The sequence below is a fragment of the Robertmurraya dakarensis genome (genome assembly GCF_900156875.1).
In the GTDB taxonomy this organism is placed as follows: Bacteria; Bacillota; Bacilli; order Bacillales; family Cytobacillaceae; genus Robertmurraya; species Robertmurraya dakarensis.
On sequence record NZ_LT707408.1, the window covers coordinates 195,958 to 215,527 of the forward strand.

Annotated in this window: 21 protein-coding genes and 2 tRNA genes; 18 read left to right on the forward strand and 5 right to left on the reverse strand. The window is 36.7% G+C overall.

Annotated elements, in window-relative coordinates:
- The first annotated feature begins 9 nt into the window (after window positions 1–9).
- The 6 genes from CZ487_RS02105 (at window position 10) to tsaD (ending at window position 3,077) form a co-directional block, all read left to right on the forward strand.
- Window positions 10–83, forward strand: a tRNA-Met gene (locus CZ487_RS02105).
- A 57-nt stretch (window positions 84–140) separates the two neighbouring features.
- Window positions 141–217 (forward strand) — tRNA-Asp (locus tag CZ487_RS02110).
- Between the two features lie 217 nt (window positions 218–434).
- Window positions 435–890 carry a tRNA (adenosine(37)-N6)-threonylcarbamoyltransferase complex ATPase subunit type 1 TsaE gene (tsaE, locus tag CZ487_RS02115; RefSeq protein ID WP_077210602.1) on the forward strand — a complete coding sequence of 152 codons (456 nt, stop codon included), beginning with the start codon at window positions 435–437 and terminating at the stop codon, window positions 888–890.
- Window positions 887–1,588 (forward strand): tRNA (adenosine(37)-N6)-threonylcarbamoyltransferase complex dimerization subunit type 1 TsaB, encoded by a 702-nt coding sequence (gene tsaB / locus CZ487_RS02120; RefSeq protein WP_077210603.1) that lies wholly within the window; start codon window positions 887–889, stop codon window positions 1,586–1,588. Before tsaE ends, tsaB begins: the two co-directional genes overlap by 4 nt.
- Before the next feature lie 11 nt (window positions 1,589–1,599).
- A complete protein-coding gene (gene rimI / locus CZ487_RS02125) occupies window positions 1,600–2,049 on the forward strand; it encodes a ribosomal protein S18-alanine N-acetyltransferase (protein WP_077210604.1) in 450 nt (149 codons plus the stop codon).
- Entirely contained in the window at window positions 2,046–3,077 is a 1,032-nt protein-coding gene (gene tsaD / locus CZ487_RS02130; protein ID WP_077210605.1) for a tRNA (adenosine(37)-N6)-threonylcarbamoyltransferase complex transferase subunit TsaD, read from the forward strand. Before rimI ends, tsaD begins: the two co-directional genes overlap by 4 nt.
- A 210-nt stretch (window positions 3,078–3,287) precedes the next feature.
- Here tsaD and CZ487_RS02135 read toward each other — a convergent pair whose 3' ends face one another.
- Window positions 3,288–5,210 (reverse strand): ABC-F family ATP-binding cassette domain-containing protein, encoded by a 1,923-nt coding sequence (locus CZ487_RS02135; protein WP_077210606.1) that lies wholly within the window; start codon window positions 5,208–5,210, stop codon window positions 3,288–3,290.
- A 137-nt stretch (window positions 5,211–5,347) separates the two neighbouring features.
- Here CZ487_RS02135 and moaC point away from each other — a divergent pair, with 137 nt between their 5' ends.
- Together moaC and CZ487_RS02145 are read left to right on the forward strand one after the other, a co-directional pair.
- On the forward strand, window positions 5,348–5,839 hold the full coding sequence (moaC, locus tag CZ487_RS02140; protein WP_077210607.1) for a cyclic pyranopterin monophosphate synthase MoaC: 492 nt from the start codon (window positions 5,348–5,350) through the stop codon (window positions 5,837–5,839).
- A 51-nt stretch (window positions 5,840–5,890) separates the two neighbouring features.
- The gene (locus tag CZ487_RS02145; RefSeq protein ID WP_077210608.1) at window positions 5,891–6,541 is read left to right on the forward strand and encodes a redox-sensing transcriptional repressor Rex; all 651 of its coding nucleotides are present in this window, start codon (window positions 5,891–5,893) and stop codon (window positions 6,539–6,541) included.
- Between the two features lie 19 nt (window positions 6,542–6,560).
- On the opposite strand, the gene CZ487_RS02150 is transcribed toward CZ487_RS02145, so the two are convergent.
- The gene (locus CZ487_RS02150; protein WP_077210609.1) at window positions 6,561–6,767 is read right to left on the reverse strand and encodes a YdiK family protein; all 207 of its coding nucleotides are present in this window, start codon (window positions 6,765–6,767) and stop codon (window positions 6,561–6,563) included.
- On the reverse strand, window positions 6,764–7,501 hold the full coding sequence (locus tag CZ487_RS02155; RefSeq protein WP_077210610.1) for a CPBP family intramembrane glutamic endopeptidase: 738 nt from the start codon (window positions 7,499–7,501) through the stop codon (window positions 6,764–6,766). Before CZ487_RS02155 ends, CZ487_RS02150 begins: the two co-directional genes overlap by 4 nt.
- 373 nt (window positions 7,502–7,874) lie before the next feature.
- Between CZ487_RS02155 and groES the strand changes: the two genes are divergently transcribed.
- Complete coding sequence (groES, locus tag CZ487_RS02160) at window positions 7,875–8,162, forward strand: co-chaperone GroES (protein ID WP_077210611.1); 288 nt, start codon at window positions 7,875–7,877, stop codon at window positions 8,160–8,162.
- Window positions 8,163–8,219: 57 nt separating this feature from the next.
- Complete coding sequence (gene groL, locus CZ487_RS02165) at window positions 8,220–9,854, forward strand: chaperonin GroEL (RefSeq protein ID WP_077210612.1); 1,635 nt, start codon at window positions 8,220–8,222, stop codon at window positions 9,852–9,854.
- A 331-nt stretch (window positions 9,855–10,185) separates the two neighbouring features.
- On the opposite strand, the gene CZ487_RS02170 is transcribed toward groL, so the two are convergent.
- Window positions 10,186–10,371: a hypothetical protein gene (locus tag CZ487_RS02170; protein ID WP_077210613.1), complete on the reverse strand. Its 186-nt coding sequence runs from the start codon at window positions 10,369–10,371 to the stop codon at window positions 10,186–10,188.
- A gap of 49 nt (window positions 10,372–10,420) precedes the next feature.
- Between CZ487_RS02170 and CZ487_RS02175 the strand changes: the two genes are divergently transcribed.
- From CZ487_RS02175 to CZ487_RS02210, 8 genes are all read left to right on the forward strand, one after another.
- Window positions 10,421–10,822, forward strand: coding sequence for a helix-turn-helix domain-containing protein (locus CZ487_RS02175; RefSeq protein ID WP_077210614.1), 402 nt, complete (start codon window positions 10,421–10,423; stop codon window positions 10,820–10,822).
- Between the two features lie 17 nt (window positions 10,823–10,839).
- Complete coding sequence (locus tag CZ487_RS02180; RefSeq protein ID WP_077210615.1) at window positions 10,840–11,025, forward strand: hypothetical protein; 186 nt, start codon at window positions 10,840–10,842, stop codon at window positions 11,023–11,025.
- A gap of 312 nt (window positions 11,026–11,337) precedes the next feature.
- On the forward strand, window positions 11,338–12,963 hold the full coding sequence (nikA, locus tag CZ487_RS02185) for a nickel ABC transporter substrate-binding protein (protein WP_077210616.1): 1,626 nt from the start codon (window positions 11,338–11,340) through the stop codon (window positions 12,961–12,963).
- A gap of 17 nt (window positions 12,964–12,980) precedes the next feature.
- A complete protein-coding gene (gene nikB, locus CZ487_RS02190) occupies window positions 12,981–13,925 on the forward strand; it encodes a nickel ABC transporter permease subunit NikB (RefSeq protein WP_077210617.1) in 945 nt (314 codons plus the stop codon).
- Window positions 13,922–14,752, forward strand: coding sequence for a nickel ABC transporter permease subunit NikC (gene nikC / locus CZ487_RS02195; protein WP_077210618.1), 831 nt, complete (start codon window positions 13,922–13,924; stop codon window positions 14,750–14,752). Before nikB ends, nikC begins: the two co-directional genes overlap by 4 nt.
- A 19-nt stretch (window positions 14,753–14,771) precedes the next feature.
- Window positions 14,772–15,602 carry a nickel import ATP-binding protein NikD gene (gene nikD, locus CZ487_RS02200; RefSeq protein ID WP_077210619.1) on the forward strand — a complete coding sequence of 277 codons (831 nt, stop codon included), beginning with the start codon at window positions 14,772–14,774 and terminating at the stop codon, window positions 15,600–15,602.
- A 31-nt stretch (window positions 15,603–15,633) separates the two neighbouring features.
- Window positions 15,634–16,449, forward strand: a complete 816-nt coding sequence (gene nikE, locus CZ487_RS02205; protein ID WP_077210620.1) for a nickel import ATP-binding protein NikE — start codon at window positions 15,634–15,636, stop codon at window positions 16,447–16,449.
- A gap of 316 nt (window positions 16,450–16,765) precedes the next feature.
- Window positions 16,766–18,121, forward strand: coding sequence for an MATE family efflux transporter (locus tag CZ487_RS02210; protein ID WP_084783107.1), 1,356 nt, complete (start codon window positions 16,766–16,768; stop codon window positions 18,119–18,121).
- Window positions 18,122–18,248: 127 nt separating this feature from the next.
- Here CZ487_RS02210 and CZ487_RS02215 read toward each other — a convergent pair whose 3' ends face one another.
- Window positions 18,249–18,899 carry a tellurite resistance/C4-dicarboxylate transporter family protein gene (locus CZ487_RS02215; RefSeq protein ID WP_237562784.1) on the reverse strand — a complete coding sequence of 217 codons (651 nt, stop codon included), beginning with the start codon at window positions 18,897–18,899 and terminating at the stop codon, window positions 18,249–18,251.
- Between the last annotated feature and the right edge of the window lie 671 nt (window positions 18,900–19,570).

Genomic DNA, 19,570 nt, shown 5'->3' on the forward strand with positions numbered 1-19,570 from the left:
TAATATTATCGCGGGGTGGAGCAGTCTGGTAGCTCGTCGGGCTCATAACCCGAAGGTCGCAGGTTCAAATCCTGTCCCCGCAATCAAGTTTTTTCAAGGAAGAGAAGGAAAGATATTTTCTCGTACCTCGAAAAATCTCTGGTCCGGTAGTTCAGTTGGTTAGAATGCCTGCCTGTCACGCAGGAGGTCGCGGGTTCGAGTCCCGTCCGGACCGCCATTTAAATAATAAATTAACAACGAAACTAAGTTTCGTTTTTTTTATGCATTAAATCCTTAATTTGGAAAGTGGCATTTTTGCTCAATTGACAAAATTAAGGTAAACTACATATGTGATCATGAATCCTTAGGACACGCATCCTAAGGTTTTTTAATAGGTGTGCGAACGAGATATTAACCATATAGATAAAATGCTAAGAATAAAAGGTGATAAAGATATGAGTGAATATGAGTTTATTTCGACTCAGACACAGGATACACTAGATTTTGCGAAAAGGCTTGCTGCACTTTTACAGCCGAGTGACGTCATTGCATTAGAAGGAGACTTAGGTGCAGGAAAAACTACATTTACTAAGGGACTAGCCTTAGGCCTGGATATAACAAGAACTGTTAATAGTCCTACTTTTACTATTATTAAAGAGTATAACGGAAAGATGCCATTATACCATATGGACGTGTATCGTTTGAGTGATTCCAGTGAAGATCTGGGGTTTGATGAGTACTTCGAAGGCAGTGGAGTAACCGTTGTTGAATGGGCTCATTTAATTGAAGAACAGCTTCCGGAAGAGATTTTGACCATTCAATTAAGACATACTGGGGATGATACGAGAAAAATCGTGTTACAACCAAAGGGTCCGAGGTATGAGCAATTATGTAAGGAGTTATTTTCATGAAAATTTTAGCCATCGATACTTCTAATTATGCTTTGGGGATTGCCGTCATTGACGGGGAAAAGGTGATAGGGGAATATATCACTAACGTAAAGAAGAATCATTCCATCCGTGTCATGCCCTCTATTGAAAGGTTGTTACTGGATTGTGATTTAAAGCCCGCGGATTTAACAAAAATTGTTGTAGCAAAGGGACCAGGATCTTATACAGGTGTTAGAATAGGGGTAACCATTGCAAAGACATTGGCATGGACCTTAAACATTCCTCTTGTCGGAGTTTCAAGTTTAGCGATTTTAGCTTCATCAGTAGGGCGTTATTACCAAGGAAGTGTCTCTCCTTTATTTGATGCAAGAAGAGGACAAATTTATACTGGTCTATATCGTTATGAGGATGCGAAATTTACGACAAGTGTAGAGGATCAAATTCTTTTAGCGAAGGATTGGGCAGCACAACTGAAAGAATCGTCAGAGCCTATTCTTTTTGTCGGGAATGATCTGCCATTACATAAGTCTACTTTAACTGATATTCTGGGTAGTCAGGCGCTTTTTGCAGAGATAACGGAACATAATCCACGTCCAGCGGAGTTAGCGCTATTAGGAACGGATATGGAAGGGGAAGAGATTCATTCCTTTGTTCCGAATTATATTCGTTTGGCAGAGGCGGAATCGAAATGGCTGGAGGCCAATAAATTAAAGGACTAGGAAGAAAGAATATGAATAAACAATTAACTTTCAGATACATGGAAGAAAAGGATATTGATCAAATATTAAAGGTTGAGCATGAATCCTTTACAACTCCTTGGAGCAGAGAATCATTCGAAAATGAGTTAACGAAAAATCAGTTTGCTGTGTATATCGTATTTGAAGAAGAAAAAGAGGTATTTGGGTATTGTGGAATGTGGCTCATAGCAGATGAAGCGCATATAACCAATATTGCCCTGCTTCCGCAGTATAGAGGGAAAAAACTAGGGGAAGCCTTATTGAGAAAAGTGATCGAGGTTGCAAGAGAAAAGGGAGCGAAATCAATGACATTGGAAGTTCGAGTAACTAACTATATTGCTCAGTCCCTTTATCGGAAGCTAGGGTTTCAAGATGGTGCAATACGAAAAGGCTATTATACAGATAATCACGAAGATGCTTTAGTAATGTGGGTGAATTTATGAAAAAAGATCAATATATTATGGGAATCGAAACAAGCTGTGATGAAACAGCTGTCGCTATTGTAAAAAATGGCCGTGAAATAGTTGCGAATGTTGTTGCTTCACAAATAGAAAGTCATAAACGCTTTGGTGGAGTTGTCCCTGAAATTGCTTCCCGGCACCATGTAGAACAGTTGACAGTGGTTCTTGAAGAAGCAATGGAAAAAGCAAACCTCCACTTTTCTGATATCGATGCTATCGCGGTCACAGAAGGACCTGGATTGGTGGGTGCCTTGTTAATAGGAGTCAATTCGGCAAAAGCACTAGCTTTTGCTCATGGAATTCCTCTTATCGGCGTTCATCATATAGCAGGTCATATTTATGCAAACCGAATTGTTACGGAAATGAAGTTTCCATTGTTAGCGCTTGTCGTCTCAGGAGGCCATACAGAGCTTGTTTATATGAAGGAGCACGGACATTTTGAAGTGATCGGAGAAACACGTGATGATGCCGCAGGTGAAGCGTATGACAAAGTTGCGAGAACGTTAAACTTGCCGTATCCTGGAGGACCTCATATCGACAGGTTAGCCCAGGAAGGAGAAGCAACAATCGACCTTCCAAGAGCCTGGCTTGAAGAGGGTTCCTATGATTTTAGTTTTAGCGGGTTGAAATCAGCAGTTATCAACACAGTACACAATGCGGAGCAAAGAGGGGAAAATATTGCTCCCGAAAATCTAGCTGCAAGCTTTCAGCAAAGTGTTATTGATGTATTGGTGAAGAAAACGGCGCTGGCCGTGAAAGAATATAAGGTAAAGCAAGTATTGCTTGCAGGCGGTGTTGCTGCTAATAAAGGATTAAGAGCAGCTCTAGAGCAGGAATTTCAACAAGTAGAAGGGATAGACCTTGTGATTCCACCTCTATCTTTATGTACGGATAACGCAGCAATGATTGCGTCAGCAGGGAGTATCTTTTTTGAAAAAGGTCAAAGAGCCCAGTTAAGTTTAAATGCAAATCCAGGTTTAGATATAACGACCCATAATTATCAACAATAAAAATGAGCCTCTATCATTTGATAGAGGTTCTTTTTTTGTGGATAACTAAAGATTCTGGTAACTTTTTTGTTAATAATGTGGATATTTCAACAATTTTATGTGGATAATGTGGAAAACTATGTGGAAAGCTCGTATAAGCGTGTTTTAATTGTGCATAGTAATGTGGAAAAGTAAGAACCAGGATCATCAAAGATCCTGGTTCTATTTTCCTTATTCTGCATCAGCTAGTTCTGTCCATTCCTCTAGTAGTTTTTCAAGTTCCTCTTTTGCCCTTTCGTTTTCCGAATTAATGGCAAATACTTTTTCATGATCCTGGAATACTTCGGGTTCACAAAGAAGCTGATCATTTTTTTCAATTTTACCTTCTAATTGTTCAATCGTTTGTTCAATTTCTTCTAGTCTTCTTTTACGTTGTCTCTCTAATTTTTTAGCTTCCTTATCCTGTTGATAAGTTGTCTTTTCCTGTGAGTCTTTTACAACAACTGTTTCTTGTTTCTCCAATTGTTGAAGTTCTTCCATCTCTAATTTCTTTTCAACGTAATAATCATAATCTCCAAGATACTCAGTGGCTTTGTTTTTGCTTAGTTCAATTACTTTTGTCGCAATGCGATTAATAAAATAACGATCGTGTGAAACGAAAAGGATTGTACCTGGATAGTCTATCAAAGCATTCTCTAAGACTTCTTTGCTATCAAGATCTAAATGGTTTGTCGGTTCATCTAAGATCAAGAAATTTGCCTTTTGCATCATCAGTTTAGCTAATGCAAGCCGTGCCTTTTCTCCACCACTTAAAGTAGAAACAGTTTTTAATACATCATCACCTGAAAAAAGAAAGTTTCCAAGGACCGTTCGGATATCTTTTTCATTTTTAAGTGGATAATCGTCCCATAATTCATTGAGCACTCTTTTATTAGACGTAAGTTCAGCTTGTTCCTGGTCATAATAACCAATTGTTACGTTAGAGCCAAAGTGGATTTGGCCTTCAATTTTAGGCAGGTGACCAACAATGGTTTTGAGGAGAGTGGATTTTCCGATTCCATTCGGTCCAACTAAGGCGAAGCTTTCTCCTCTTGTCAAACGGAAAGAAAGGTTTTCGCTGACTTTCTCACCATTGTACCCAACAGCAACTCCATCTACCTTTAATACATCATTACCACTTTGACGTTCAATCTCAAAGCCAAATGTAGCTGATTTTTCATCCCCTAAGGGCCTGTCCATCACTTGCATTCGTTCTAGTTGCTTTCTTCTGCTTTGAGCTCGTTTCGTTGTGGAAGCACGTGCTAAATTACGTTGAATAAAATCTTGGAGCTTCGCAATTTCTTCTTGTTGTTTTTCAAATTGTTTCATTTCCCGCTCATAATTTTCGGCTTTTTGGTCTAAATAAGAACTATAGTTTCCAATGTATTTGGAAATGTGAAGCCTAGAGATTTCATAGACTTGATTCACGACTTTATCTAAAAAATAACGGTCATGCGAAACAATCAGAATGGCTCCATCATATCCTTGTAAATATTGTTCAAGCCAGGAGAGGGTATCGATATCCAAGTGGTTTGTTGGTTCGTCTAGAATTAGGATATCGCATTTTTGCAGTAATAATTTTGCTAAAGCAAGCCTCGTTTTCTGGCCGCCGCTTAGACTGGATATCTTGGTAGAATAATCAAAGGAATGAAAATTTAACCCATGTAATACAGAACGGATATCTGCTTCATACTGATAGCCGCCTTTCTCCTTAAAGGAAACCTGCAAGTGGTCATAGTCTTTTAAAATACGATCATATTCTTCAGGATTTGAAAAAGATGAAGGGTCTGACATTTTTTCCTCAAGCCTGCGCAAATCTTGTTCTTGTCTTCTTAGATGATCAAAAACGGTCAGCATTTCATCCCAAATAGAAGCTTCGGATTCCAAACCGGTATTTTGTGCTAAATAACCGATTGTCACGTCTTTAGGCTTGATGATTTCTCCTGAATCATAGGATATATGTCCAGCGATAATTTTTAATAATGTAGACTTACCCGCACCGTTTCTCCCTACTAAAGCAATTCGGTCACGAGTTTGTACTTCTAACTTTATATTCGTTAAAATAGGGTCAGCCCCAAAAGATTTCGAAAGTTGATTGACTTGTAATAATATCATGTTTTTCACCTCAATGTATCTAGAGTTAGTGTAACCCATTAAATTGTGAACGGCAATATCATCAACTTGTGAAGAAAATAACAAAGTTGATTACAAATATGTCAAAATAGTGTATCATTTATAGTGAGGTGTTATATATGTCAGAGTTTACGCATTTTAATGAACAAGGAAGAGCAAAAATGGTAGACGTTAGCAGCAAGAATGAAACGGTTCGTACAGCGATTGCTCGTTCAAGTATCATCGTAAATAAAGAGATTTATGAAAGAATAACAAATAATCAAATGAAAAAGGGAGACGTACTGGCAGTAGCTCAAGTAGCGGGAATTATGGCATGCAAGAAAACTGCAGATATTATCCCGATGTGCCATCCTATTCCTTTAACTGGTATAGATATTTCTTTTGAATGGCAAATAGAGAACGAAGAGTACCTTTTGCTTATACAGGCTTTTGTAAAAACGAAAGGGAATACGGGAGTAGAAATGGAAGCGTTAACAGCAGTTTCTGCCTGTGCCTTAACGGTTTACGACATGTGTAAAGCGGTTGATAAAGGAATGATTATCGGCGAGACCTATTTAGTTGAAAAAACAGGTGGGAAAAATGGCGATTTTAAAAGGGAAGAACGAAAATAAAAAATCAAGGGGAGGGGCTTGCGCCTTTCTAATTAGGGAGGAGGTATACGGATGGGCAATGAAACAATGAAAATTCCACAAGCCACTGCAAAAAGGCTGCCATTGTATTATAGATTTCTGAATAATCTGCATTCGTCAGGAAAGCAGCGTGTGTCTTCCGCAGAACTTAGTGAAGCGGTTAAGGTTGATTCTGCAACCATTCGAAGAGACTTTTCCTATTTTGGAGCGCTAGGAAAAAAAGGTTATGGTTACAATGTTAATTATCTTTTGACTTTTTTTAGAAATACACTTGATCAAGACGAATTAACAAAGGTTGCATTAATTGGTGTCGGTAATTTAGGGACGGCCTTTTTGAATTATAATTTTCTTAAAAATAATAATACGAAGATTGCTGTAGCCTTTGATGTAGCTGAAGAAAAAATCGGTTCAGCCGTCGGGGACATCCCCATCTTCCATATGAACGATTTAGAAGAGGTTATCAAAAGGGAGAAGATAGGGGTTGCTATATTAACCGTACCTTCTCAGTTTGCTCAAACGATAACGGACCGCCTTGTAGGTGCTGATGTAAAGGGAATACTGAACTTTACACCTGCTAGGCTAACTGTCCCATCGAGCATTAGAGTGCATCATATTGACCTTGCCGTTGAGCTTCAATCACTCGTATATTTTCTAAAACATTACTCTGAATCTGAGCAGGAATAAAAAAATGAGCCATATTGGCTCATTTTTTTTGATTCTGTATTTTTTTAAGTTTAAAGTGAAACAGTACCATCTTGATTCCACTTCCAATGTCAAATGTCGCTAAAATAATTAAAAGATAGGTGAAGAATCCCCAATTTCCTTCACTGACATTTTCGATCGCGAAATAGGTAAATAAGAGCCCTAAGATAATGTAAATAATTCCGTTAAACAAAGGTGTCTGTTTCATATGAAAAGTCCTCCAACAATAATTTGAATTTTTTCTTGTGACTCAATGAATTTTTCAATGTCTTCTTTATAGACTGATTGCACAAGAACAACAAGTGTATTCATGGCTACATGAGCAAAGATTGGTACGATGATCCGATTTGTTTTTACATATAGGAAGGCAAAGGTAAAACCCATAGCTGAATAAAGAAGAATGTGTTCAATCTCTGCATGCGCTAATGCAAAAATAACAGAACTGATCAGGCCTGAGAGGAAAAAATTTAATCTTTTATGCAATGAGCCAAAGATAATTTTCCGGAATACAATTTCCTCTAGTATAGGGCCGATTACGGAGCTGACCAAAATCACAATTGGAAAAGATTCAATGAGTCGAATGATTTGCTGAGTGTTTTCTGAACCCATATCAATACCGAGGCGAGTCTCTATATTGGCAGCTAAAGCTTGAGCAAATAATGCTAGAAAGATCCCGCCAATTGCCCACAAGATTGATGATTCAATGCCAGCTTTATGACGGATATCATCACTTTTTCTATTTTCTTTTCTTAATAAAAGTAAAACGATCAACAGAGTTGCTGCAAAACTAAAGACGATCCAGATCACAACAGAATAAATCTGCATTTCATCAAAGCTATATCCAAATGTCACGCCTAAAAACGTTACAAGCGGAACACCAAGTAAACTAGATAGCTGCATGGCAATGTATGCAATCAATATAAACCAATATTCCCTTTTCAAAATGAATTCTCCTTTAAAGGTGCTAGTGACATTATCTTTAATGGCCGGCCTATTGATTAAAGCTCAGCCTGAACATTCCCTTTCTCATTTTACACTATAAACCATTCTACTAATTTAATGACACTTTTTACAAATTTGAAGGTTTAAAAAACCATATATATGTTTATTTTCCTTTGAATTGTATATACTTTGAAAGGTTGTATAATTATGGAACCTCACAAAGAGAAATTTAGATTATAAATTTTTTGTAAAAATGCATACTTGATGCTTGCAAAAAGAGGTTGAATTAATTAATATAATAATTGTGTTAGCACTCAGTAGAGTAGAGTGCTAATAAAAAAACTTACATATTTTATTGAGGAGGTTGTTTCACTTGTTAAAACCATTAGGTGATCGCATTGTTATCGAGCTTGTTGAAACTGAAGAAAAAACTGCAAGCGGTATCGTTTTACCGGACTCAGCTAAAGAAAAGCCTCAAGAAGGAAAAGTAGTAGCTGTAGGTACTGGTCGAGTTCTTGACAATGGTGAGCGAGTAGCTCCTGAAGTTGCTGTAGGAGATCGTATCATCTTCTCAAAATACTCAGGTACAGAAGTAAAGTTTCAAGGTGCTGAGTACTTAATTCTACGCGAAAATGACATCTTAGCTGTAGTTGGACAATAAAAAACTGTAGATAGTTGAACGTAAAAATATATAAAAATTCGAGGAGGTTTTTTACAAATGGCAAAAGAGATTAAATTCAGTGAAGACGCTCGCCGTGCGATGCTTCGCGGTGTAGATGCTCTTGCGGATGCAGTAAAAGTAACACTTGGACCAAAAGGTCGTAACGTTGTACTTGAGAAGAAGTTTGGTTCTCCTTTAATTACAAATGATGGTGTAACAATCGCAAAAGAAATTGAATTAGAAGATGCATTCGAAAACATGGGTGCTAAGCTTGTTGCTGAAGTTGCAAGCAAAACAAACGAAATTGCTGGGGACGGAACTACAACAGCTACTGTTTTAGCTCAAGCAATGATTCGTGAAGGTCTTAAGAACGTAACAGCTGGTGCAAACCCAATGGTTATCCGTAAAGGAATCGAAAAAGCCGTTGCTACTGCTGTAGAAGAGTTAAAAGCTATTTCTAAGCCAATCGAAGGCAAAGAGTCTATTGCACAAGTTGCAGCTATTTCTGCTGATGACAAAGAAGTTGGTCAATTGATCGCTGAAGCAATGGAACGCGTTGGTAACGATGGTGTTATCACAATCGAAGAATCTAAAGGATTCACAACTGAATTAGATGTTGTAGAAGGTATGCAATTCGACCGTGGATATGCATCTCCATACATGGTAACTGATTCTGATAAAATGGAAGCAGTTCTTGAAAATCCATATATCTTAATCACTGATAAGAAAATCAGCTCAATTCAAGAAATCCTTCCTGTACTTGAGCAAGTTGTACAACAAGGTAAGCCATTATTGCTTATCGCTGAAGATGTTGAAGGTGAAGCACTTGCTACATTAGTAGTGAATAAGCTTCGCGGTACATTCAATGCAGTTGCTGTTAAAGCTCCTGGCTTTGGTGACCGTCGTAAAGCAATGCTTGAAGACATCGCTATCTTAACTGGTGGTGAAGTAATTACTGAAGATTTAGGTTTAGATCTTAAATCTGCAAACATCGATCAACTTGGACGCGCTGCTAAGATCGTAGTAACAAAAGAAAATACTACAATCGTAGAAGGTGCTGGAGATTCTGCTGGAATCGCATCTCGCGTGAACCAAATCCGTGCTCAAATGGAAGAAACAACTTCAGAATTTGACCGTGAAAAATTACAAGAACGTCTTGCTAAATTAGCAGGTGGTGTAGCGGTAATCAAAGTTGGTGCAGCTACTGAAACTGAGCTTAAAGAACGCAAACTTCGTATTGAAGATGCTCTTAACTCAACTCGTGCTGCAGTTGAAGAAGGAATTGTATCTGGTGGTGGTGTAGCACTACTTAACGTATACAATAAAGTAGCTCAGCTTCAAGAAGAAGGCGACGCACAAACAGGTATCAACATCGTATTACGTGCGATCGAAGAGCCAATGCGTCAAATCGCTCACAACGCTGGTCTAGAAGGATCTGTTATCGTAGAACGCTTAAAGCGTGAAGCTGTTGGTACTGGATTCAACGCTGCTACAAGCGAGTGGGTAAACATGGTTGATGCTGGAATCGTTGACCCTACAAAAGTTACTCGTTCTGCACTTCAAAACGCAGCTTCTGTTGCGGCTATGTTCTTAACAACTGAAGCAGTTGTTGCTGACAAGCCAGAAGAAGGCGGCGGCATGCCTGATATGAGCGGCATGGGCGGAATGGGTGGAATGGGCGGCATGATGTAATCTGCCCCTCGAACCCTGATATATCATGTTTTGAGGTGGAATAGGATAAAAGCTGATACTTTGCTTATAGCGTGCAAAAAGGCTCACTTTTACCATAAAAACCACATTATTAGAGGAGGTCTTTCATCAGTTTACTGAACTGGTGGGAGGCCTTTTCTTTTTTTGGAGGTTAGATTTGGACTTTTTTAAATTCAGAAAAATAATATGGCAAAACCCCTTTTTTATTTATTGATTATCAGAAAACATGTAAAACAATTTATAAGAAAAATTGATTTATACAGCAGGTGATATGCTAAGAAGTACATAAAAAAAGACCTCTATCTATAAGAGGTCAGCTTAAGTATTCATTTTTTAGTTTGGATAAACGAAGGCTGCCAAAAAATATTGTAGAGCTGATCATAAGAATAATAAATGGTATACCACCATCTCCGTTTATGGAGAAAAGGTAAAAAGAGTATAAAAATAAAGCTAAGAAAAAAATTAAAAATAATATAACACTTATTTTAGCCTTACTCATTTGTTTCCCTCCTCAGTCAATGCCTCCAAAAGAGATCACATCGACAGAAATGGCTAGTAATAAGAAGAAAAACGACGCTGTGAATAAAATAATTCAATATATTGATAAGAATTATAAAAATAAGATAAGTCTTGAGGAGCTTTCCAATGTATCTGGTTATAATAAAAGTTATATTTCTCAGATCGTTAAGCTTAATCTCGGAATCAACTTTTATGAATATCTAACTAGAATTAGATTAAGGGAAGCAACTTATGCTTTGGCTAACCTGGAAGAAAAAATATCTGATATTGCACTCTCATATGGGTTTTCCGATGTGAAATCATTTAATACGGCATTTAGAGGGAGTTTTGGAAAAACACCTTCAGAATACAGAAAACAAATTTCTATTAAAAAGGATTCCCAACAGCTGTTAACCGAAAAAAATACCTTGAAGAAGAATATTGGAAGTTAATTGAAGGTAAAAAAGAAGTGAATACATCATCAGAATTATTTTTTCAGAATAAAGATAAGAAGGAAGAAAAGGAAATATTGGATGAAGAGGATTATCAAACTTTTAAAGATATTCGAAAGGCCCTTAATCATTCATTAAAAAAGCTTACCAAACTGGAAGGAAAATTTTCTAACAATGCAGACTCACAAAAACTTGATATATAAGGGTTTTTGAGTAGTATATAACGAATGTTAACATAGTATATTTTTTTGAGGATCCTCATTGGTTGATCAAACTTTTAGGATCCTCTTTTTCATGTGTTTCATTTCTTTTGTACATGAGTATTTTCTATCCTTCCTCTTTCTCAAGAAATACTAGGTTTCCTTTTTATTTTTATTTATACCTAACAGCCATACCAATATCTACAAGTAAAAAATGCAAATTATTTAATATTTAAAATTATATTGACAATAATATCTCCAAACCTTATTATTGATAATAGTTCTCATTATCATTTGGAAAGGGGAGAAAGTTTTATGTCAGACCGTGTATATAAAAAACGATTTATACTTATTTCCGCAATCATTCTTATTTTATCCATCACTTTAATTGGTTGTTCAAGTGAATCAGTAGAAAATTCAGATTCTACTAGTAAAAGCAGCAATATGATTACTTTTGCTTGGCCTAGAGATATCGGCGAAATGAATCCACATATCTACAATCCATCTCAATTATTTGCTCAATCGATGGTATATGAATCTTTAGTTAGTTACCAAGAAGGGGGCGAACTAAAACCACATCTAGCAGAGTCTTGGGAAATTTCTGAGGATGGAAAAGAGTATGTATTCAAATTGCGTCAAAATGTAAAGTTTTCTGATGGCACAAGTTTTAATGCTGAAATTGTGAAAAAGAATTTTGATACTATACTAAAAAATGTAGATTTACATAGTTGGCTAGGATTTATACCGAAGATTGCTCAAACAGAAGTCATTGATGAGTATACATTTAAATTAACTTTAACAGAACCTTATTACCCTACTATTCAGGAGTTAGCTGTTGTGCGTCCAGTCCGATTCCTGGGGGAAGCTGGTTTCCCTCAAGATGGGGACACTTCAAAAGGAATTGCAGAACCAGTCGGGACAGGTCCATGGGTATTAGATGAATATAAAGTAGATGAATATGCTATCTTTAAACGCAATGAAAATTATTGGGGTGAACTCCCAAGTGTAGAGAGCATTAAAGTAAAAGTTATTCCTGATGCAGAAACACGCGTGCTTGCCTTTGAAAAAGGGGAATTAGACCTTGTATATGGTGAGGGTGTTATCAGTATAGATTCTTTTAAACAATTAGAATCTACGGGTTCCTATGGAACTAGTATTTCTGAACCAGTTGCTACTAGACAATTAGTTATGAATACGAATAAAGAACAGCTTGCAGATATACGTGTTCGTCAAGCTTTGCATTATGGATTTAATAAACAAGCAATGGTTGATGGAGTGACATCTGGATTGGAAGAAAAGGCTGACTATATCTTACCAACAAACATGCCTTACACTTCAAATGTTGATGCAGCTACGGTTGAATATAATGTTGAAAAGGCGAATCAATTATTAGATGATGCAGGCTGGAAGCTGCCAAAAGGTAAAAATGTTCGTGAAAAAGATGGAAAGCCGTTAGAAATCGAATTAATGTATAACTCTGCTGAATCAATCCAAAAAACAATGGCTGAAACATTACAGTCTGAGTGGGCAGGATTAGGCGTTAAGCTAAATATTGCCGGAGTGGAACTTACCACTCAAGTAGAAAGGTTCAAAGCGAATGAGTTCGATATGAATTTCTATAGTAACTTTGGTGCACCATATGATCCGCATACTTTTGTAAACATGATGGCTATAGAAGGCTTTGGATTTAGAGAAGCGATTTCATCTTATCCTAACAAAGAAGAGTTAATGAACCAAATCGCTGAGGTACAACAAACAACGGATGAAACGGAGCGTCAACAACTTTATACATCGATTTTAGGATCACTGCAAGAACAGGCAGCCATTGTACCTATATCGTATATTAAAAAAATAGCTATCTATCAAAAGGATGTTTCTAATTTTACATTCCCTGCTAATCGAGATGAACATCCATTTTCAGGAATCAGCGTAAAGAAGTAAGCGACAGGAGAGTTTTTATGGGTACTTATGTCTTGAAACGAATAATCACAATCGTTCCAATCTTTCTTTTGGCCACTTTACTTACCTTTGGAATGATAAACCTATCACCGGTGGACCCAGCTGAGGCATACTTTACTGCTGCACATATCCAAGCTACAGATGAGATGTTGGAAGAAAAAAGACATGAGTTCGGATTAGATCAGCCTCTCCTAATCCAATATGTGAATGCCCTTATTAAGATATGCCAATTTGATTTTGGCATATCTTATGTTACGAATAAACCAGTATGGGAGGAGATTACCTCTCGATTGCCAGCAACTATTCAGCTAACTATAGGTAGTCTTTTGATCGCAATCTTAGTAAGTATCCCCATAGGGTTTTTAGCAGGTTTAAAGAAGAACAGTGCAATTGATCATTTTAGCCGATTCCTTTCTTTTATAGGGGCATCCATCCCATCGTTTTGGCTTGGGTATTTATTCATTTTTTTCTTTTCTGTGAAACTAGACCTTTTCCCAGTGGTAGGTACGGGAACTTGGAAACATTTAATTTTACCTTCAGTCACGTTGGCGTTCCCTTTAATAGCTTTATATACCCGATTGTTACGTGCAAGTGTTCTTGAAAATTTACAAGAGTCATATGTTCTTTTTGCGCGGACGAGAGGGATTCATGAAAAAATCATAATGGGAAAGCATGTATTAAGAATTGCGATTTCTCCGATGATATCTGGACTTGGAATGAATTTAGGAAACTTAATGACTGGAGCCATCATTGTAGAGGCAGTCTTTTCATGGCCAGGGTTTGGGCGGTATTTTATTGAAGCTATTTTTAACCGTGATGTTCCAGTTATTCAAGGCTATGTTCTATTAGCAGCGGGAATATTCCTTACCAGCAACTTAATTGTCGACCTTATCCAAATGTATATCGACCCACGTATTTCTAGAAAAGGAAGGCAGTACCAATGAAAGCAAAGCTTCGTGATATGTTAAAAAGTCAAAAAGTGTTTGTCATTTGTTCTCTAATACTATGCGTGTTATTTTTGATCACAATCTTTGCCCCTTGGGTTGCACCAAATGATCCTATCGCTGTTAATTTAGCTCATAAACTGCAGCCACCTTCATTGGATTATCCATTAGGAACAGATCATTTAGGTCGGTGTACGTTATCACGTATACTTTATGGTGCTCGTATATCTTTAGGTTTTGCTATACTAATATTTATTTCAGCTTTAAGTATTGGATTGATTATTGGTATTATTGCTGGTTATAAAGGCGGCTGGGTAGATCAATTGTTAATGAGATTGGGTGATGGTCTGATGGCGATTCCAAGCCTTTTGTTTGTTATTGGCTTTGTTGGTATTTGGGGAGCTGGACTAAAACAAGTTATTATAGGGTTAATTCTCGTCCAATGGGTTTACTATGCAAGGGTCATTCGAGGAATGGTTCTAAGTCTGAAAGAACACAACTATATTACTGCAGCTAAAATCAGCGGTTCTTCAACATGTAAGATCATGAGGAAACATATTATTCCTAATGTTCTTCCGTCGCTGGCAGTTATGGGGACATTAGAAATGGGCTGGGCGATTATGAATTTATCATCCATGTCCTTTTTGGGCTTAGGTGTGCAACCTCCTGCAGCAGAATGGGGGGCGATGATTCTTGAAGGGAAGTCCTATATCAGAACACACCCAGCATTAATGATTTATCCAGGTTTAATGATTATGCTAGTCGTTGTTACCTTTAATTTATTAGGTGAATCACTATCAGAACGTTTTGGGGTTAAACGCCGTTAATATAAAGGACTGTTGATGAATGGAGAAAAAAAATCGAAACATTTTAAGTGTAAGAGACTTACAGGTTCAAGTAAGAACGAAAGAAGGTTCTTCCACACTTGTTCAGAATATTAATTTTGACATTAAAAAAGGGGAGATTCTAGGTCTCGTTGGGGAAAGCGGCAGTGGTAAAACTGTGACAAGTATGTCTGTCTTGCAGCTGCATGATAGAAAAAGTATGGATATTACGGGGAGTATTACACTGCACGATAGGGAATTGAACGGCTTAGAAAACAAGGAAATGAGAAAAATTAGAGGGAAGGATATTGCTTTTATTATGCAAAATCCGATGAATGCTTTTACTCCCGTTTTTACGATTGGCCATCAATTTATTGAAACCATTAGATCTCATACCTCACTTAAGAATAAGCAGGCAAAGGATCTAGCGACTGATATGATGGAAAGTGTAAATTTGCCAGATCCTGATAAACTGTTAAAAAAATACCCTTTTCAATTGAGCGGAGGAATGCTTCAGCGAGTGATGATCGCGATGGCTGCATGCTTAAAACCATCCGTTATTATTGCCGATGAGCCAACTACTGCACTTGATCTTCATAGCCAATTATTAGTACTGCGTCTTTTAGATAAGATTCGTTCTAAATATGGTACATCTATTTTGCTCATTTCGCATGATCTTGGAGTCATTTCTGAAATGGCGGATAACGTAATCGTGATGAAACAAGGAAGGATTGTAGAAACTGCAAATGTGTATGAATTATTTGACAATCCACAACACGAGTACACAAAGAAGCTTTTAAGGACAAGGCCAACCTTATATTCCCAAAAACAACCTTATACTTATATGTTGTGATATCGATTGAATTTTTCAAGGGGTGATACCAATGAGCTTATTAGAGGTAAAACAAGTAAATCATAGCTATGATTCTAAGAAGCTTTTTAAATGGAAGAATCAATCAAATAAAATTCTTATTGATATTTCCTTTGTTATTGAAGAAGGAACATGTTTAGGTTTAATTGGTACAAGTGGAGCTGGTAAAAGTACCTTAGGAAAAGTGATACTTGGCATACAACCTCCACAAGAAGGTCAGGTGCTGTTTCAGGGGAATGATATCTATAAAGCGGATAAGCTTACTCGGCTAAAATTACGTCGTGATCTCCAGGTTGTTTTTCAAGATTCCTATTCATCGGTTAATCCTCGCATGACAGCAGAACAAATTATAAGCGAGCCATTAGAGAATTATGAAAAGCTAACTGTAGGAGAACAAAGAAGAAGGGTTATTGAACTATTAGAAAGAGTAGGCTTAAATGAAAATGATTTAAAAAAATTCCCGCATCAATTTAGTGGTGGACAACTGCAAAGGATTAACATTGCTAGAGCAATTGCTCTGAAACCGAAGTTAATCGTCCTTGACGAATCAGTTAGTAGTTTAGACATGGTTACACAAAGCTTAATTTTACAATTATTAAGCGAATTAAAGGATGACTTCGGCTTATCTTATCTTTTTATTACACATGATATTAAAGCAGCCTTTTCCATTTCTGATCAAATTGGTGTCCTTGAAAAAGGAGAATTGATTGAGCTTTACGATTCAAAAGACCAATTTTTTTCATCGAAACACCCTATAGTTAAACAATTAAGAGACTCCATCCTTGCTGAACACCCACGTTTTCGCACACTTACAACGAAGGCAAACTGACTAACAGAAGAGGATAGTAAGACGTATGAGTAAGGACAGGGAAACCTGTCTTTTTCTACATAATGAAGAAATTATTCTATTAGGTTATTAATCATTTTACTACTTGTTTGGTTAGGGTTTATAGGTGTTATTTTAATGGGAGTGTCTTGTGAGGATAAAAAACCTTCTCATCTTATAGGTGCCCCAAAAAATAACCAGAAACAATAGTTGTTAACGTTTCGAATGGTTAAATTTGCTTAGGTTGTTGTAACAATGTGGAAAGCCCTAAATCAAGTAGCTTCAATCGATTAAGTTACACATAAAGTAGGAGGAATTTATGAAATTGGCAACAGAATCAATGGTCTTAAATAACACTACATCCTACAGCCATAGGGAGTATTTAGTGTTGGCTATTCCACTCATTATATCAGGCATTTCAACACCAATTTTAGGGGCTGTTGATACAGCAGTAGTTGGAAGAATTCCTGATCCAGCTTCAATTGGAGGTGTTGCTGTTGGGGCCGTAATCTTTAATACAATGTACTGGCTGCTTGGATTCCTGCGAGTGAGTACAAGTGGATTTACTGCTCAGGCAGAAGGAGCAAATAATCAAAATGAAATGATCCTATCCCTTCTAAGACCAATGGTTTTAGCCCTATTTTTTGGCGTATTGTTTATCAGCTTACAGGGCCCCATTCAAACTATTGCCTTAACATTAATCGGAGGAAGTGAGGCGGTAGCATCTATTGCTTCCACCTATTTTTCTATTCGAATTTGGGGAGCTCCCTTTATTCTACTAAGCTATGTCATTATTGGTTGGCTTATTGGCATGGGGAAGGTTCGCTTAGCTTTAGCTACTCAAGTATGGATGAATGTCATAAACATCATATTAGACCTTGTTTTTGTCTTAAAATTAGGAATGGGAGTTAAGGGCGTTGCTTATGCTACTCTTATTGCTGAGGTTAGTGCTGTTGTGTTAGGGGCATGGCTTCTATATTTGACTAATAGAGAGAAGCTAGCACATATAAAGTTATCAATGTTGTTAGAAACAGAACCAATTCTAAAGATGATGAAAATGAACAGGGATTTATTCCTGAGGACTGTATGTCTACTTACAATGACAGTACTTTTTACTTCTATTGGTGCAAGTATGGGGGAAGTGACGTTAGCGGCCAACGCCATCTTACTACAAATTCACTATATAATAGCTTATTTATTTGGTGGTTTCGCGAATGCTTCTAGTATATTGGTCGGTAGAGCTATTGGTGGGGCAAATTTGTTTCTTTATAAGCGTGCGTACATTCTTTCCGCTCAGTGGGGATTAGGCTCAGCAATTCTTTTGAGTTTAAGCGTACTTATTTTCGGAGAAAGTATCGTCGCCTCATTTACGACAATTACCGAAGTAAAAGCTATGTCAGAGGACCTCCTAGTATGGATGCTTGTATTTCCGATTTTTGGTTTCTGGGGTTTGCAGCTAGAAGGAATTTTTTCCGGTGCTACCGAAGCAAAATCTATCCGGGATTCCATTGCTTTAGCATTGATGGTCTTTCTAATTGCGCTTTGGTTGTTTGTACCTCAATATCATAATCATGGATTATGGATAGCGTTTGTCGTATTTAGTTTATCTCGTTCCTTCTTTTTATCGTTATTTGTTCCCAAATTAACTCGTGAAAAATTTACAAACAACAACTAAGCTCTAGAATTCTATTACCTTATTATAAATAGTATATAGGTTTTTTTATCCTCATCACTGCATTAATGAAACTACCCCCTATGTTATGATTAAAGGGGGTTATGATATATCTATTGCTTGAATATGTTTATATTCTCTCATTAGGAGCGTAGTACACATTTTCTTTTAAACTTTTAAAAAGATGGCGTAATAGGCTAACTGATACAGTTATCCAGGCTAATATTGAAATGTACACCATAATACGAGGAATAGCTGCTAGCATGGGTACATCTAATGCTACAGAAAGTTGATAGGTGCTAGTTGTGTACATGGCAAGTGGAAATACCATTCCCCATAATTGTGGTTCGTATGACAGAGGATAGCCGTTATATAGATATCTCCAGATCATTAAAATAAATAATAAAGGTATCCACCAAGTACCGGTTATCCAGAAAAATAATGTAAAGCCCTTTAAAAAAGGTGTAATTTCGATCAATAATGACCAATTCTTTGCGTGTAAGATTAATGTAGAACCAGCTAAGGTTGTAATAGCAACAGCACCCATATTAATCCAATACGGAGGTGTAAGAGCTGCAAATTCTAATTTTAAAAATGTAAGTATTAATAGTAAAATATTTACTAGAAATGCAGATAAAATTAGGGAAATCGTTCCCTTATCCAAATGGCTAAGGCCTTCCATAAAGGGTTTTTGAATAATTAGTGCAAGGACTAACTCAAATAAAGAATAAACAAATAAAGATATACAAATAAAAAATATTCCATAGTTAAACTTTTTCAATGAAATCCCTCCATTATCATTTTTATTGGAATACATGCACCTTTTATTGATGGTTCTAATACGAATGCTACTTTTTTCCTTAATAACAGTTAAACTCCAAAATGTTTGTATAAGTGAATAGTAACTCAAAGTGACAGAATTTTCTGTAATATTAATCACATAAAGACGGTTTTAATATAAATTAACTACTTTTATTACGGTGATTTTTTAGATCTCAATTGTTCAAATATCAAATACTAATTATTACTAAAACGTACCTTATGTGTATATAGAGTCGTTTAAAAGAAGTTTAGTTCGGTTTACAAAAAAAAGACGCTATGATATATTAAAAATATTAAATATGTTAAATAAAAATTTAACAAAATTAACAAAAGGAGTTAAATGTTCATCAATGGGAATGGGATTTAAGCTCATGTCCGAAAAAAGAGTGATATCAATCATTTTTTGTACGGGTAATAGGGTAGGATCGCGAACATTCTGGCCGTGGACTACATGTTTGGAAAAGCTGGACTGAAAGAATACATAGAGTATGAATATACATTTCGTAGTATATGGCACTGAATTAGTTTTTAGATGATTTCAAAAAAATCTAGCAAACTATTAATTGCTTTTAATAAGTTGGATGTAATGATTTAAAAAAGAATTGCATCAACCACAACAACTCAGGAGGT